This window comes from Paenibacillus sp. J22R98, from assembly GCF_059383835.1.
The window spans coordinates 409,705-424,644 of the sequence record NZ_JBXENW010000004.1 but is presented as its reverse complement, the minus strand read 5'-3'; the positions used below and the strand labels follow the sequence as shown (position 1 = coordinate 424,644).

16 protein-coding genes are annotated in these 14,940 nt (G+C 48.5%); 14 read left to right on the top strand and 2 right to left on the bottom strand.

Annotated features, from left to right (window positions below):
• Nucleotides 1-94: 94 nt before the first annotated feature.
• From AC50Y3_RS15195 to AC50Y3_RS15140, 12 genes are all read left to right on the top strand, one after another.
• On the top strand, nucleotides 95-1,723 hold the full coding sequence (locus tag AC50Y3_RS15195; protein ID WP_494819559.1) for an ATP-binding protein: 1,629 nt from the start codon (nucleotides 95-97) through the stop codon (nucleotides 1,721-1,723).
• Between the two features lie 252 nt (nucleotides 1,724-1,975).
• Nucleotides 1,976-3,061: an ABC transporter ATP-binding protein gene (locus AC50Y3_RS15190; RefSeq protein WP_494819558.1), complete on the top strand. Its 1,086-nt coding sequence runs from the start codon at nucleotides 1,976-1,978 to the stop codon at nucleotides 3,059-3,061.
• The gene (locus tag AC50Y3_RS15185) at nucleotides 3,054-3,926 is read left to right on the top strand and encodes a carbohydrate ABC transporter permease (RefSeq protein ID WP_494819557.1); all 873 of its coding nucleotides are present in this window, start codon (nucleotides 3,054-3,056) and stop codon (nucleotides 3,924-3,926) included. The genes AC50Y3_RS15190 and AC50Y3_RS15185 overlap by 8 nt, the downstream gene beginning before the upstream one ends.
• A gap of 17 nt (nucleotides 3,927-3,943) precedes the next feature.
• Nucleotides 3,944-4,762 carry a carbohydrate ABC transporter permease gene (locus AC50Y3_RS15180; RefSeq protein WP_494819556.1) on the top strand — a complete coding sequence of 273 codons (819 nt, stop codon included), beginning with the start codon at nucleotides 3,944-3,946 and terminating at the stop codon, nucleotides 4,760-4,762.
• Between the two features lie 36 nt (nucleotides 4,763-4,798).
• On the top strand, nucleotides 4,799-6,139 hold the full coding sequence (locus AC50Y3_RS15175) for an ABC transporter substrate-binding protein (RefSeq protein ID WP_494819555.1): 1,341 nt from the start codon (nucleotides 4,799-4,801) through the stop codon (nucleotides 6,137-6,139).
• Nucleotides 6,140-6,170: 31 nt separating this feature from the next.
• Nucleotides 6,171-7,121, top strand: coding sequence for a CehA/McbA family metallohydrolase domain-containing protein (locus AC50Y3_RS15170; protein ID WP_494819554.1), 951 nt, complete (start codon nucleotides 6,171-6,173; stop codon nucleotides 7,119-7,121).
• A gap of 98 nt (nucleotides 7,122-7,219) precedes the next feature.
• A complete protein-coding gene (locus AC50Y3_RS15165; protein WP_494819553.1) occupies nucleotides 7,220-7,978 on the top strand; it encodes a DeoR/GlpR family DNA-binding transcription regulator in 759 nt (252 codons plus the stop codon).
• A gap of 43 nt (nucleotides 7,979-8,021) precedes the next feature.
• Nucleotides 8,022-8,825: a histidinol-phosphatase HisJ family protein gene (locus AC50Y3_RS15160; RefSeq protein WP_494819552.1), complete on the top strand. Its 804-nt coding sequence runs from the start codon at nucleotides 8,022-8,024 to the stop codon at nucleotides 8,823-8,825.
• A 154-nt stretch (nucleotides 8,826-8,979) separates the two neighbouring features.
• Nucleotides 8,980-9,477, top strand: a complete 498-nt coding sequence (locus tag AC50Y3_RS15155) for an RNA polymerase sigma factor (RefSeq protein ID WP_494819551.1) — start codon at nucleotides 8,980-8,982, stop codon at nucleotides 9,475-9,477.
• Nucleotides 9,458-10,324 carry a DUF5666 domain-containing protein gene (locus tag AC50Y3_RS15150; RefSeq protein WP_494819550.1) on the top strand — a complete coding sequence of 289 codons (867 nt, stop codon included), beginning with the start codon at nucleotides 9,458-9,460 and terminating at the stop codon, nucleotides 10,322-10,324. Before AC50Y3_RS15155 ends, AC50Y3_RS15150 begins: the two co-directional genes overlap by 20 nt.
• 233 nt (nucleotides 10,325-10,557) lie before the next feature.
• The gene (locus AC50Y3_RS15145; RefSeq protein ID WP_494819549.1) at nucleotides 10,558-11,754 is read left to right on the top strand and encodes a ParM/StbA family protein; all 1,197 of its coding nucleotides are present in this window, start codon (nucleotides 10,558-10,560) and stop codon (nucleotides 11,752-11,754) included.
• Between the two features lie 27 nt (nucleotides 11,755-11,781).
• Nucleotides 11,782-12,168 (top strand): hypothetical protein, encoded by a 387-nt coding sequence (locus AC50Y3_RS15140; RefSeq protein ID WP_494819548.1) that lies wholly within the window; start codon nucleotides 11,782-11,784, stop codon nucleotides 12,166-12,168.
• Between the two features lie 199 nt (nucleotides 12,169-12,367).
• Here the strand turns inward: AC50Y3_RS15140 and AC50Y3_RS15135 are convergent, their stop codons facing one another.
• Nucleotides 12,368-13,075 (bottom strand): DsbA family oxidoreductase, encoded by a 708-nt coding sequence (locus AC50Y3_RS15135; protein ID WP_494819547.1) that lies wholly within the window; start codon nucleotides 13,073-13,075, stop codon nucleotides 12,368-12,370.
• A 32-nt stretch (nucleotides 13,076-13,107) separates the two neighbouring features.
• Nucleotides 13,108-13,749, bottom strand: coding sequence for an NAD(P)-dependent oxidoreductase (locus AC50Y3_RS15130; protein WP_494819546.1), 642 nt, complete (start codon nucleotides 13,747-13,749; stop codon nucleotides 13,108-13,110).
• A 145-nt stretch (nucleotides 13,750-13,894) separates the two neighbouring features.
• Here AC50Y3_RS15130 and AC50Y3_RS15125 point away from each other — a divergent pair, with 145 nt between their 5' ends.
• Both AC50Y3_RS15125 and AC50Y3_RS15120 read left to right on the top strand, forming a co-directional pair.
• Entirely contained in the window at nucleotides 13,895-14,257 is a 363-nt protein-coding gene (locus AC50Y3_RS15125; protein WP_494819545.1) for a winged helix-turn-helix transcriptional regulator, read from the top strand.
• The gene (locus tag AC50Y3_RS15120; RefSeq protein ID WP_494819544.1) at nucleotides 14,254-14,850 is read left to right on the top strand and encodes an ankyrin repeat domain-containing protein; all 597 of its coding nucleotides are present in this window, start codon (nucleotides 14,254-14,256) and stop codon (nucleotides 14,848-14,850) included. Before AC50Y3_RS15125 ends, AC50Y3_RS15120 begins: the two co-directional genes overlap by 4 nt.
• The last annotated feature ends 90 nt before the right edge of the window (nucleotides 14,851-14,940 follow it).

Below are 14,940 nucleotides of genomic sequence, written 5' to 3'. Positions count from 1 at the left end.
ACGCTATGTAAAAATTTAGGTATGGATTACGAGAATGCTAGAGCAAGCAGCCATCATGTCACGGACATCAATGACACAATAAGGGTGGTGCGAATTGATCGTTTTTGATTACTTTGTTAATCTTTCTATTTTCTCACTCATGGTCAGTACTCCCTTAGTCATCCGTTCGTTTATTATTCGTCGATCGCTGAAGCAGCTGCGCCTGTGGATCGGTGTATATGCAGGGCTTGTATCTGTGATTCTCGTCATCCTCTCTGTCAAACAACAAGGCTATTCCTACGACATCCGATATGCGCCTGTAATGCTGGTATATGCCTATCTTGGGCCTGTGCCGGGTATCATTGCAGGCTCATTTTCATTAATTACAAGACTGCTATCCGGTGGCAATTGGATGCCGGCCATCATAGGCTGGTTGATTAACATCGCGATTTTTACCGGGTTATATCTGTATATGCCTCGCCTTACGCCGCTTAAGAAAAGCGCGGTGTTATTCGGGGGCTATATTGTCGGCTATTTGTGCACCGTGTTCACTTTTCAAATTCTCGTCGCTTTACCTCTCTTTCACCTGCAGTATTTGTTATTTGTGTTTTTAGGCGTAGTTATTGGAGGGCTGCTTATTGAATCCAATGAGAGACTCCGTAGAATCATTGCAGAGAAGGAATATATGGAGAAAACACTGGAAGTCAGTGAAACCCAATACCGGTTAATCGCGGAGAACACATCGGATCTCATTGCCCTGATGGACAAGGATTATTCCGTCAGTTATTTCTCACCCTCCCATGAGCACATCTTAGGGTTTGCACGATCTGAATTAGAAGGGGTTGAACTGTGTTCGTTCGTGCATGCCGACGACGTGGTCATGTTCCGAAGCGCGATCAAGAAGATGTTTGAACATAGTGAGTCACATTCCATGGAATTTCGGCTGCGGCACAAGGAAGGGCGATGGATCGAATTTGAGTCCCGCTGCAGACCCGTGGTGGGCGAGGCGGGAAGTATTGATCACGTCGTTATTATTAGCCGGGATATTAGCGAACGAAAGAAAGCGGAGGAGTTTCTTCTGCAATCGGAGAAGCTGTCCGTTGTCGGGAAATTGGCTGCCGGCGTGGCTCATGAAATCCGAAATCCGCTGACAACCATGAAAGGGTTCCTGCAGATTTACAAAAGAGAGAATCCTTTGATAAAGAATAGCGATTTGCTCTTAAGTGAGCTGGAGCGGATCGAAACCATCACGAATGAATTTCTTTCTTTGGCCAAACCGCAATCCATTCAGCTTGCCTATACAGACGTCAAAGATCTGATTGAGTATACGGTTGAGTTTCTTTCTCCTCAAGCTCTTCTAAACAATATTGAATTTATCCGTGGCTATGAAGGCACTCATTTTCCTATTACCTGCGAGAAAAATCAGCTTAAGCAGGTATTTCTCAATATATTAAAGAACGCGATTGAATCCATGCCAAATGGCGGTGAGATTCACATCAACTTAAGAGTAGAAGCAGCAGAAGAGTATCTCATTTCGATTAAAGACCATGGCTGCGGGATTCCGGAGGAGCTATTGCCTCAATTGGGACAGCCTTTCTACAGCTTGAAGGAAAAGGGAACAGGGCTCGGCCTTATGATCAGTCATCGCATAATTAAACAACATCAAGGCAATATTGCCTACCAGAGCAATGGCAATGACGGAACCTTGATTGAAATTAGGCTGCCGGTCCGAAGGTTAAGTTAGGAAAGGTTCAAGAATAGTTTTTAAAACATAGAGGCAATGCCCGATTCTGCACGCAGATGGGGCATATGCCTCTTTTTTTGCTGTCCATATCCGACTAAAGGAACATAAAAGAACATAAAAGGTTACTAAAAATAAAATTAACAATATATTCATTCGTAATTGATCTCCATTTTACATAGCATGCTTATGATTTGAAGTGTAGAACAGGTTGTAAAGATAAGGTGTGTTTGGGAATGGGAGGGAATGAGAGCTATGGCTGCAATTCACTTGAAAGACATCGCAAAAACATATTCCAATGGAAAAACCGTTATCGAGAACTTGAATCTGGAAATTAAAGATCGTTCTTTCACGGTGTTGTTAGGTCCTTCCGGCTGCGGTAAAACGACGGCTTTACGCATGATTGCGGGACTTGAAGAGGTTAGTGCCGGGCAGCTGTACATTGGCGAGCAGAATGTCACAAAGAAGGAACCGGGGGAACGGGGCATCGCGATGGTCTTCCAAAACTACGCGATCTACCCTCATATGACGGTGCGCCGAAATATCGAATTTGGTTTGAAGAATATGAAATATCTCAAGGAAGAGATCGAGAAGCGTATTAAGCAAGTGGTGGGAATGGTGGGGCTTCAGGAATATGTGAATGCGAGGCCTTCAACCTTATCCGGAGGGCAGCGGCAGCGAATTGCGCTGGCACGGGCGATCTCGAAGAAACCGGAAGTGTTTCTAATGGATGAACCGTTATCCAATTTGGACGCCAAGCTGCGCAATCAAATGCGGAGTGAGCTCATCGAGCTGCATCGCAGTCTGAAGTCAACGTTCGTATTCGTTACCCATGATCAGATCGAGGCGATGACGATGGCTACGGATATTGTCATTTTCAATCATGGACGTATTATGCAGCAGGGGACACCCAAGGAAGTGTACGAGAATCCGGCCAACCTGTTCGTGGCGACATTTATCGGCGATCCGGGCATGAATACGATTCACTTGCCGACAATCGGTACGATTGGTTTCCGTCCTCAGAAAGTGAAATTAACGATGCAGGCTGATTTTCAAGGCACGAAGGTGGCTGGGGTGGTCATGACCAAGGAAATGCTGGGGATGGATCACTTGTATCATGTGGCCACCGGCCTTGGCACAATCATTATGAAAACAGAGGCGGACTTAAGCGTCGACGATGCCGTCCAGCTCTACATAGCCGAACAGGATTTATATTTCTTCGACAGCAAGGAACAGCGAACAGCAGATGCAGCGCTCATCGATGCCGTGATGAGTCAGGTCAAGGCGATGGATGGTGTCACCATGACGAATAATCAGTTGGTAGGCAATGTCTATGGTTAATAAAATCTTACGTAACCCCTATGTACTTATTGCACCGGCTGTCATTCTCGTATGTGTATTTTCCTTGTATCCCGCCTTCTTCGCGATCAAGGTCAGCTTCCTCACCTGGGATACCGTGTTAGGGACAAAGAGCTTTGTCGGATTTAAGAATTACATCAACATTTTTCACGATCCCGTGTTCTGGAAGGTGCTGCGTAATACGCTTTACTACAGCTTCTTTACCGTTGTAATCGGGATCATACTGGCTTTCCTGCTTGGGATTTTCTTTCAGGAGAACAAGTGGGTCGATAATCTCGTGCAGAGCATCATCTTTACGCCGCATATTCTATCGAGCGTCTCCATTACCGTGATGTGGATGTGGCTGATGGATCCGGGCAGGGGGATTCTCAACTATGTGCTGCATGAGCTTGGACTGCCAACATTGAAATGGATGATGAGTGCTGACACGGCACTGATGTCTATCATTATCGTCTCCATTTGGAAAGCGCTTGGCTATAGCGTAATGATCGTTATTGCCGGTCTGCAGTCCATACCGGGCTACATCTATGAAGCCGCTAAGCTTGACAATGCAGGGAGATGGACAAGGCTGTTCCGCATTACGCTTCCGCTGCTGTCTCCGACGCTCTTCTTCATGTTCATTACCGCGACCATCGCGTCCTTCAGTTCATTCGATATCGTGAGCTTGATGACCAAGGGCGGACCGGAGAATTCAACGAATTTGGTCGTGTATTGGATATATCAAATTGGCTTCCTGCAGTTCAATATCGGCAAAGCAAGCGCGGGTTCGGTCCTATTCATGCTGCTCGTGAGCATCATCGCCGTGGCTAACTATTACTATTTCGCTAAGAAAGTTCACTATCAATAAAGGAGGATTATAGAACGATGAGATATACGGCCAAAGTCATGCGTATCCTCTTGCTCATTGCATTAGTCCTCATGTTTGCCTTCCCGTTCGCTTGGGTAGTGAGTACGTCGTTGAAAACGTACGTGGAATCGATCCAATTCCCGCCGGACCTGATTCCGAACATCCCGCAATTTATCAACTATAAGACGGCATGGGTACATATTAACTTCTTCCACTATGCGACGAACTCGGTCATTATTACGCTCTCCGTTGCATTCGGACAATTGCTCGTCTGCGTGCCGGCTGCTTATGCTTTTGCCAAGAAGAAGTTCAGGTTTTCCGGGATTCTCTTCGCGCTGGTGCTGGTCGACCTGGTGCTGCCCACCCAAGTGAGCTTCGTCCCGATGTACGTGCTGATCAGCGACTTGAACTGGCTCGATACCTACTGGGGCCTAATCATTCCGTTTGTTTTCTCATCCTTCACCATCTTCTTCCTGACGCAGGCGTTCAAGCAAATTCCAGAAGAATTGCTGGATGCCGCTAAGCTCGATCAAGCCTCGGAGCTGCAAATCATTACCGGGCTCATGGTGCCAATCTCGAAGCCATTCCTGTTGACTACTCTATTGTTTACCTGTATTGGCAAATGGAATGACTACTTCTGGCCGCTCGTCTTAACCAATTCGGAGGCGGTGCGAACCTTGCCGATGACGGTCAAAACCTTGGTTGCCGATACCCGCGGCGTAACGCATTGGAATGAAGTCATGGCAGGCAATATGATGTTGATCCTCCCGGTATTGGCGCTCTATCTGGCGGCGAACCGCTTCATTAAGACTGCTTTTGTATACGGTATTAAGTAACCCTTAATATAAAAATCGAGTGGAGGCTAGAGACAAATGAAATGGAATGCGAAACATGCTGCAATGATGGGGATCTTGGCAACGACAATCACGGTAACTGGCTGTTCTTCGAGCACAACGAACAACGCGATCAATGCACAAGCAAGCACCAATGCCAATACGAATGAAACCGCGGCAGCCGGTGAGAAAGTGAAAGTCGACTTCTGGTCGATCTGGGATCCGACCAATGGCAACGGCAAGCTGATCGCAGACGAAATTGTGAAGTTCAATGAGCAAAACCCGGATATTGAAATCGTCATGTCGGGCCAAGGCGGCTATGACGGCGTAGCCGAGAAGCTGGAAGCTGCACTCGTCGCTAAGAATACACCGGTTATCGTCCAAATCGAAGAGTCCTTCTTGGCTCGCTACAATCCGATTGCGGCGGATTTAGGCAAATATATGTCGGCAGATACGATTGCGAACTATAACGAAGGCTTGACTCGCTCCAGCTATGTAGATGGCGTGTTCAAAGCAGCTCCTATGAACCGCAGTACGCCGATTCTGTATATGAATGCCGATTTGTTGAAGGCAGCCGGACTGGATCCGAAAGGGCCAAAAACATGGACAGAGCTGCATGAGTATGCCAAAAAGCTAAGCGATCCGGCTAAAGGCGTATATGGCTTCTCCGGCTATTGGGATTCAGATGCATGGTACTGGGAGTCTGCGGTATATTCCTACGGCGGCGAAATGGTGAACAAAGACGGTACGCAGGTCGTGTTTGATAACGAGAAGGGAACCGGCATCATCAAGCTGTTCCAAGATATGATCCATGATAAATCGATGCTCAACGCCTATAGCGCGCAAGACAATCAATCCGATCTCATCAAGCAAAACTTCTTTGACGGCAAGGTTGCGATGGATTTGGATTCAATCGGATCCATGGGCGAGCTGACCAAGAACGCCAAGTTCAACGTTGCAGTGGCTTTCCAGCCGCAAGAAGGCGGTAAGAATGTCGTCGTAACCGGCGGCGCGAACATGATCGTTCTCGACAATGCGACGGAAGCGCAGAAGAAAGCGGCAGGCAAGTTCCTTGATTTCTTGGCGCAAGACGACAATGTAACAAACTTCTTCCAAACGACAGGTTACTTGCCAACGACGAAGTCTTCGCTCGAAACACCGGAAATGAAGCAATGGCTGCAAGAAAAGCCGCAATACCAAGTGGCGATCGATCAATTGCAATTCGCGCACAGCCGCCCTTGGCAGAAGAACTGGAAAGCCATGTACACCGCTATTCTTGATGATCTGAAAGGCGCATTGATCGATACGTCCAAGGATCCGAAGGAAGTCGTGCATCATGCCGCACTGGCAGCGCAGCAAATTATCGACGAGAACAAATAAGCGCGAATTCGCGAAAGGAGCATAAATGAACATGGTAACGAAAAGTATTTTCATGAATGGCGGCAGCTGGTATAAAGGCAACTTGCACGGACACTCTACACTATCCGACGGTGCGCTGACGACAGATCAACTGCGGGCAGCATACAAGGAGAAAGGCTATCACTTCTTTGCCCATTCGGAGCATGATTTCTTCTCGAACTTCGAGAGCGAGAATGAGCCGAATTTCATCACGCTGCCATCGAGCGAAGTCGGGATTACGATGCCGGCAGGCGATATCCGAATTTTCCACCTCCATGTCATCATGGGAACGGATGCGCACCTGGCTGCAGCAACGAAAGAGCAATTTAAGCATATGGAACCGATCCGTTGGCCGGATTTCGTAAGCTTCGAGACGGCGCAGGCATTCATCGATGATATGGTGGCACGCGGCAATATCGTCATGTTCAACCATCCGCATTGGTCCACGGTAGAGTGGGAGGACGTCTATGCGCTGGAGAACCTGTTCGCGCTCGAAGTCTACAATCACTGCTCGGAGTGGATGGAGAATATGGGAAATTCCCGCGTGATGTGGGAGACGCTGCTGCGCAAAGGCAAGAAGCTGTGGGGCACCGCGACCGACGATAATCACAACCGCTATCCGCTTGATTCCAAGTACTGCGATTCCTTCGGCGGTTGGGTTGTGGTCAAAGCGGCTGAATTGACGCGTAACGCCGTTGTCCAAGCCTTGGTCGAAGGCAGCTTCTACTCCTCGACCGGACCGGAAATTTATGATTTCCGCATCGAGGACGGCGAAGTGATCTTCGAGTGCTCACCGGTAGAGCGCATTTATATGAATGGCGATCTTCGTCAGTATCAAATTGAACTGGGCGACGACATCACATCCCTTCGCAAAAAGTTACGCGGAGACGAGAAATTTATTCGGATCGAATGTTATGATAAGTATGGTAAATTCGCGTTTACCAATCCTATTTACTTAGATTAATAGCTCGATCTGTAGATCAACCCGGAATGCAGATCGGCTGTATTTCGGGTTGATTATATGAATAGAGTAGGTGGAGCATGATGCTGCAGGTTGAAAGAATGAGCATGATCGTGGCGGAATTGAATGCGAAGGGCAGAGTAACGGTCAATGAACTGGCCGAGCAATTGAATGTATCCAAGGTGACGATTCGCCGGGATTTGGATGCGTTAAGTCGAGAGAACAAGCTGGTCATCGTACACGGGGGAGGCATCAAGCCAAACTTCACGCTGTACGAGGCGCCTTATAGCCAGCGCAACTCGATCTATATTCAAGAGAAGCAGCGCGTCGGTGTGAAGGCGGTTGAGCTGATCCATGATTACGATGTGATTGCGCTTGGCGTAGGTACGACGACCATTCAAATCGCCAACCACTTATTTAATAAAAAGAACCTGACCATCATCACAGGTTGTATTCAAGTCTTGAATAGTCTTATCGAACGCAAGAAGTCCGGGTATTTCACGGGTAAGCTGATTTTTCTCGGCGGTGAAATCGATACCGATCAAATGTTTGCTTCCGGCTCGCTGACCATCGAATTGCTGGAGAAATTCCATATCGATAAAGCCTTCATTGGGGCTAATGGCTATTCGATCGCCGATGGCATTACGACTTATGACATTGATGAAGGCAATTTTCTGAAAAAGATGCTTCAACGCTCCAATAAAGTGCATGTCGTCATTGATCATTCGAAGATCAATGTGAAATCCATGTACAAATACGCGGAATATAATGATGTCGATGTTGTGATATGCAATGAAGATCCGCCTCAAGAGTGGAAAGAAAAGCTGGCCCAAGAAAGCGTTGGCTGGGTAATCGCCTAATTCGAGGCTGTCATCACGAAATCACGAAGGAAGGTTAACCTGTATGCAAGTACCCCAAACGATTGTGGATCAGCATGTGCACTCCTATTATTCACCGGATTCAGAAGAAACGCTGGACCATATTGTTGTTAACGCGGTAAAGCGGGGCAAGCAGGCCGTTGTGACGACGGATCATTTTGATTATGACTGCAAGTACTTTAAAAAAGATGTTCTGATCGATATGGACAGCTATGAACGCGAAGTTGATGCACTGCGTCAGCAGTATGATATCGAGATTCGAAAGGGTATCGAGGTCGGCTATCGCAAAGATTATCATGACGAAATCAACCGTTATCTGGAGGGTTACTCGTTCGATTTGGTGCTGCTTTCCGCGCACAATAACGGAGTACTCGATTTTGCCGAGGAGGCCTTTCACAATCAGCCCATGGATTTGATTTTGACGGATTATTTCACGCATGTACGCGATGCCGTCGATCGGATGGATAATTACGACGTGGTTGCCCATCTCGATTATGTCGCCCGTTATACGAAGTCCATGGTAAGCCGTGCGGATTACGAGCGATGCAGCTCGCTTCTATACGATTTGTTGAAAACGATCATTCGCAAGGAGAAAGTGCTCGAGCTGAATACGACCGGACTGTTCCGGCAAGGCTGGATTCATCCGCATACGTATTTAATTGAAATGTACTTGGAGCTTGGCGGTACATTGTTCTCGCTTGGTTCTGACGCGCATCGACTCGGCAGCATGGAGCAAGGGTTCGGCGAGGCGATCGCATTATTGAAATCCTATGATATTCATGAGGTCGTGCAGTTCCGCAATCGCATTCCGCAGCTGGTGCTTTTGTAAAGTTATATAAGTAAAGGGTACCCATTAGGGTGCCCTTTTTTGTTTAGGTTTTCGACATTATTTTATCGAATTAGCCGCATGCTAAAAAAAAAATTCGCCCCAATGAAAAATTTGAGCGTGCTCAGTTGTATTACAAGTGAAAGGAGGTGCTGAGGTGTACGATTCATATGAGCTCAATGAATCTGTGCGACAGGCCTTGGATCTATATTCGCAAAGCATGATCAAAATTGCTTTTGCCTACTTGAAAAATATAGCGGATGCAGAAGAAGTGACGCAGGAGGTGTTTCTCACCTATTTGCAAAAGCGTCCTGTATTTGATTCCAGTGAACATGAGAAGGCGTGGCTGATTCGAACAACCATTAATAAAAGCAAGAACATGCTTAAAGCAGGGTGGTTTAGAAACAGGAATCCCGTCCCAGAAGACCTAAGCTACCTCCCGAAGGAAGAAAACGACGTTCTAATGGCTGTTCTGGCTTTGGACAAGAAGTACCGTATTCCGATTCATCTGCATTACTACGAGGGCTATTCCATTCAGGAAATCGCAGCTATTATGCAAGCCAAGCCGGCGACGGTCGGAACCTGGCTTGCAAGAGGACGCTTAATCTTAAAAGAGAAGATTGGAGGTCTGGAGAGTGAAGAAATCTGTTTATAAGTCTGCGATGTCCCACGTGAAAACAAGCGAGGATTTCAAAGAAGCAACATATAAGAAGTTGATGCAAGAGATGCAGCACATGGATAAGGAAACACAAACCAATACAATTAACCCAAAGGGGCGAGTGAAAATGGAAAAAGTAATGACGAAAAAAGTAACAGGTTGGACAGTTGGTATTGCAGCATGCGCGGTGTTGGCGGTTAGTATCTTCACATTGAACAATGATGCGACACCTACTACTCCTCCTCAGACTGCAATTGTAGATACAGCGAAGCCGCCGATCATGGGCAAAGTAAGAGTGAATATCGATGGCGTAATCTCTGAAGTGAGCGCAGACGGCAAAAGCTTCAAAGTAGGCGATCTGTGGGTTGAAGTAACGGATCAAACCCAATGGGGCAGCAATGAACCTACTGCTACAGCGCCGTCCGAGGATCTGCTTTCGAAAGAGTTTAAAGTCGGCAATATCGTATCGGGCTTCACATCCGACGATGTAAGCACAGGTAAAGTGAAAGCAACCGTGATCTACAACAACATGGCTCCGCAGACAGGAGAGGCAGGAGGGTCAACAAAACCGGCTACTACAGGCAAAATGATGGCGAATATCGATGGCGTGATTACCGAAGTAAGCGCAGACGGCAAAAGCTTCAAAGTAGGCGATCTGTGGGTAACCGTAACACCGGAAACGCAACTGGGCATCGATGGCCCAACTGCTGCCGCACCATCTGAAGAGCTGCTGGCGAAAGAATTCAAAGTCGGTAATATCGTATCCGGATTTACATCCGAAGATGTAAGCACAGGCAAAGTGAACGCTACACGCATCTACAACAACATGGTTCCACAGAAATAAGCGATCCGGCTTTGCCATCCATTCTATATTTCGCCTCTCCGGAAATGGAGAGGCGCTTTTTTTTATGCTCCTAGATAAGGCGACGAGCAGTGCGGATACGTCAGCCCCCAATTTCCGACAAATTCAAATGAGAGAAGACTAATGAAGGCTGGGACTCTAGCTAGATGCTAACTATTACTTGGTGTGTCAAAGTAATACCGAGGGATGCATTTCACCTGAGGAGGAAATCGATAATGAACTATCATTTCTTTGTAGGCAACGATAACGGGAACAGTGAGCATGATCTGATCATTGACGGCAAATTGATTCAGCAGCCTAATGTGAATTGTAGAGTGGATGAGCTGCCATGGAGCGAGGAGCAAGCACCGGAGAGCTTTGTGAAGAACCTGCAGGATCAACTAGTCGTCACGGTGGATTCGCCTGCGGCAAGGCCGGGGATGTACTACGTCGGGAAGTTTGCGCTGGAGAGCGGCGAAATTATTGATACGATTCAGATTGGCATCGATTCGAAGAGCGAGATGGATTTGCCGATCATTAATACGCTGGCTCAGATCGCCGCGTTGGCCGTGCAGAAGGCATTCGAGGAAGAGAAGAAAATACCGGCGCAAATTGATGTCGAAGTCGATATGGCGACCGCACTGCCTGTCACGCAGCATACGGACGAGACTTCAGCCAAGTTCGAGAGAAGGTTTACTTCCGACATGCATCATGTGACGGTGCATTTAGGCGTGCAGCGCGTGGCGGTGAAGATCAGCTTCGCATTCGTGAAGGTTGTCCCCGAGGCGACCCCGGTTATCTTCACGCTGCAGAAGGATGCGGCGGGCAACTGGAGAGAAGGGGATATCTTTGCGGATTTCGCCGCGACGTATGGCAATGAGAAGAAATTCAACGGCAGCTATTTCAAAGATAAACGGATCCTTCATGTCGATATTGGCGATGGTTCGACGGAATATCCGATTACTGAGGGGAATAAGTTTCTGCGCCAATTCATTCACGGCAGCCATCATGGCGCGGGATATGCGATTGAGGAAGCGCTGCAGGAGTTTAACCGCCTGATTCATTTGCCGGATAGTCCGAGGCAGTTCTTCAGCGATGTGCTCAAGAATCCGAAGCATAAGTACCATGCGCGGGCACTCAAAACGTTACGCAGGCCGTTGGAAAGCCAAGTGAAGCAAATCGTGCAGCATGTGAAGAAGCAGCTGACCAAAGCGCGCAATGAGGTCGATCTCATCTGTGTATACGGCGGCGGCAGCATTCTGATGCGCACTGTCCTATATCCGTATTTGAAAGAGGCTTGCGATGAGCGGGAGATCAAGCTGCTCTATATTCCTTCCGACTACGCGGTTGAGCTCAATGCGGCGGGACTGGATGCTTTCGTACGGGGCAAGATCTATGAAGCACTGAAGAGTAAAGCCGAGCAGCCGGCATAGTGAGCCCGATCGATTGAGGTGACTTTGATGAAGAAAACGAAGCTTCCCGGCGGCAATATCAGCCTCAAAACGAAGAAGACGGAGGACCCGCTTGTCATGGCGTGGCTGAATGCGCAGTCAAACCTAATGGATTCCTTTCGTTACTTGGTGGAGAAGGAAATCATGCTGAACGGGGTTCGTAATTTGCAGGCCTATATCCCTATGGAGAGAACGAATTTGCAGGACTCTCCGGAGGCACTGGCAGCAGGCATGTATCGCCAGATTACGACAGATCGGCAGCAGCTTGCGGCGGCGATCGAGGAGGAGGAAGAGGAAGCAGGAAGTTCTGAGCTCGATGCTTCTTCCGAGTCGGAGTCGGAGACGGATATGGATATGGAAGAAATCGATGATGGAGATATCGAGGCGTGGAGTTAGTGCCTGATATTACGAAGCAATGCGGAGTGTTACCGAGCAACACCATAAGCAATACCGAGTAATCGGGGTAACGCCGAGTGACGCGAAGTATTACCGTGTATTACCGCATAACACTTAGCATTACAGGGTAATACTTTGTACGACGAAGAAAGCCCCTTCCATTAACTGAGGAAGGGGCTCTACATTTTGCTAAACGAGGTTACTTGTGGTCCGGAACGGCGCATATCCCATCGATGCAACCGTCGCCGTCCACCTCTGAAGCCTCGGGCGGCTGCCGGTCGCCCCATGCTTGCTGCAGGGCTTGCAGAAACATGGTCTCCTGCTGGGCGCCGGACAACGTCTGCTTGCGGTCGATGATGTAGTAAGGCACGCCGCGAATGCCGAGCGAGCGGCCATCCGCCTCTTCAGCGCGTACGCGGTCGGAGAACTGCTCTCCCGCTAGCATGGACAGCGTCTCATTACGATCAAGACCAACTTCCGCCGCAATGTCGGCGAGCGTATCGTGATGGCTTACATTTTTATTGTCGCTGAAATAAGCTCGGAATAACAATTCGGATACCTCGGCACCTTTACCGGCTTTCTCGGCGAAGTGTCTTAAACGGTGCGCATCGAACGTATTCGTCAGCACCAAGCCGTCGAATCGAAAATCCAATCCATCTGCGGCTGCTTGCTGCGCCAAATTGCGATTCATCTTGATCGCTTCTTGTCGGCTCATGCCGTATCGGCCGGATAACATGTCGTACACGTCATGCGGCACATGTTTCGGCGAGTGAGGGTCCAATTCGAAGCTGCGATAGATCACTTGAACCTGATCGCGATGCTCGAACGCGGCCAGCGCTTTCTCAAAGCGGCGTTTACCGATATAACAGAACGGACATGCAAAGTCCGACCAAATTTCTACTTGCATCACAATTGCCTCCAATCGGAATTCATTATTCTTTATTCGGCTTCGCCTACAAGCGTAAATCGCTCGTTTACATGCTTCGGCTGTTCGATTTCGTCGAGCACGGCGATGGCATAGTCGGCGTAGCTGATATAGCTTTGACCCTGACTATTTAAGATAACATGATCTTTGCCTAAAGTATAAGCGCCTGTGCGTTTACCATCGGGATTGAAGAAAGCAGCGGGGCTGATATACGTCCAAGTAATCGAAGCCGTATTTCTTAATTCATCCAGCTGTTTCCCCGCATTGGAAGCAGTCGGATACACGAAATCCGGGAAGCCCGGCGTGTCCATAAGCTTAGTTGTGTTCGTCTCGTCGACGAAGAGGCTGCCGGCACCGCCCACGACGATTAATTTGGTGCTCGGCGTTGCTTTAAGGGCTTGCACCAACGCTCTGCCGGCGTCGATGTACAGATGTTCCTCGCCATCCGGCGCTTTATACGTATTTACTACGACGTCGAAGGATACCAGATCGGACCCTGTGAGGGCGAAAATGTCTTTCTCTAACACGCTAACGTTCGTGTCGGTGATTCTCGCAGCATTTCTTACGATAGCCGTAACTTCATGGCCGCGATCCGTTGCTTCTTTCAAAATAAGACTTCCGGCCTTGCCTGTGGCGCCGATGATGGCGATTTTCATGGGTAATTCCTCCGCTTTCTCACGAATAGTAGTTGTGTTTTGCTGTATAGTCCAATATTATAGGGATAATTCGATTTTCGGTAGTAGGCACATTTATATAACCTAGTCACATAAATAGGACCATGAGAGCGGAGGGGGTTTTACAATGGCCCGGACCTTATTCGAGGGAAGCATCCCCGAGGAACAAATTGAGGTTTGCCCGGTAACGGAGACGCAGAACGTGATTGCGGGCAAATGGAAAATTATTATGTTGTGGCATCTGAGAGAGACAAGGCGCTTCGGAGAGCTGCAGCGTCTGGTACCCGGCATTTCCAAAGGCATTCTGACCAACCAGCTCAGGGAGCTCGAGAAAGATCAGATGATTCACAGAAAAGTGTATCAGGAGGTCCCTCCCAAAGTGGAGTATTCCCTGACGGAAGCAGGGAAAAGCTTCATTCCGATTCTGGAGAGCATGGGCGAGTGGGGCAAGAAATACACCAAAGGGAAGAGAAGAGGCGACGGCATATGAGCAAAGAGATGATTGTTGCTGCTGAACGAGGCGATACGTCGAAGGTAGCTCGGCTGCTAAGCGAAGGAGCGAACCTCAATGAGCAGGATGGCAGAGGAAGAACGGCGATAATGGCCGCGACGCATGCGAACAAGCCGGATGTGGTCCGATTATTGATTGAAGCCGGGGCGGATATAAACCTGCAAGACAATATGCGCGATAATCCCTTCCTCTATGCGGGCGCCGAAGGGCTGCTCGAGATTCTTAAGCTCCTGATTGCAGCTGGTGCCGATACCAAGCTGACCAATCGATATGGCGGAATTGCACTCATTCCTGCTTCAGAGAAAGGCCATGTGGAGAATGTAAGAGTACTGCTTACGACGACGGATTCGAATGTCAACCACATCAACAATCTCGGCTGGACTGCGCTGCTGGAAGTGGTCATTCTGACAAACGGCGGGCCGAAGTACCAGCAGATTGCGAGACTGCTCCTCGATCACGGAGCTGACGTAAATATCGCCGACCGCGACGGGATTACGCCGCTGCAGCACGCTAGAAATAACCATCGTTTTAAGGAAATTGAACAGATGCTGCTGCAGGCGGGAGCGCGTTAATCGTTACGATACGATCGTGATGGCGCGCAAAGTACCTCTAGGACCAATGGTCTTAGAGGTTTTTCTTTTGCAAAAGCAACCGAAATTCGG

Coding starts and splice junctions, on each gene's coding strand:
- AC50Y3_RS15175 (WP_494819555.1), top strand. CDS start 4,799: ATGAAATGGAATGCGAAACATGCTGCAATGATGGGGATCTTGGCAACG.
- AC50Y3_RS15145 (WP_494819549.1), top strand. CDS start 10,558: ATGAACTATCATTTCTTTGTAGGCAACGATAACGGGAACAGTGAGCAT.
- AC50Y3_RS15165 (WP_494819553.1), top strand. CDS start 7,220: ATGAGCATGATCGTGGCGGAATTGAATGCGAAGGGCAGAGTAACGGTC.
- AC50Y3_RS15130 (WP_494819546.1), bottom strand. CDS start 13,749: ATGAAAATCGCCATCATCGGCGCCACAGGCAAGGCCGGAAGTCTTATT.
- AC50Y3_RS15140 (WP_494819548.1), top strand. CDS start 11,782: ATGAAGAAAACGAAGCTTCCCGGCGGCAATATCAGCCTCAAAACGAAG.
- AC50Y3_RS15160 (WP_494819552.1), top strand. CDS start 8,022: ATGCAAGTACCCCAAACGATTGTGGATCAGCATGTGCACTCCTATTAT.
- AC50Y3_RS15190 (WP_494819558.1), top strand. CDS start 1,976: ATGGCTGCAATTCACTTGAAAGACATCGCAAAAACATATTCCAATGGA.
- AC50Y3_RS15180 (WP_494819556.1), top strand. CDS start 3,944: ATGAGATATACGGCCAAAGTCATGCGTATCCTCTTGCTCATTGCATTA.
- AC50Y3_RS15170 (WP_494819554.1), top strand. CDS start 6,171: ATGGTAACGAAAAGTATTTTCATGAATGGCGGCAGCTGGTATAAAGGC.
- AC50Y3_RS15120 (WP_494819544.1), top strand. CDS start 14,254: ATGAGCAAAGAGATGATTGTTGCTGCTGAACGAGGCGATACGTCGAAG.
- AC50Y3_RS15125 (WP_494819545.1), top strand. CDS start 13,895: ATGGCCCGGACCTTATTCGAGGGAAGCATCCCCGAGGAACAAATTGAG.
- AC50Y3_RS15135 (WP_494819547.1), bottom strand. CDS start 13,075: ATGCAAGTAGAAATTTGGTCGGACTTTGCATGTCCGTTCTGTTATATC.
- AC50Y3_RS15185 (WP_494819557.1), top strand. CDS start 3,054: ATGGTTAATAAAATCTTACGTAACCCCTATGTACTTATTGCACCGGCT.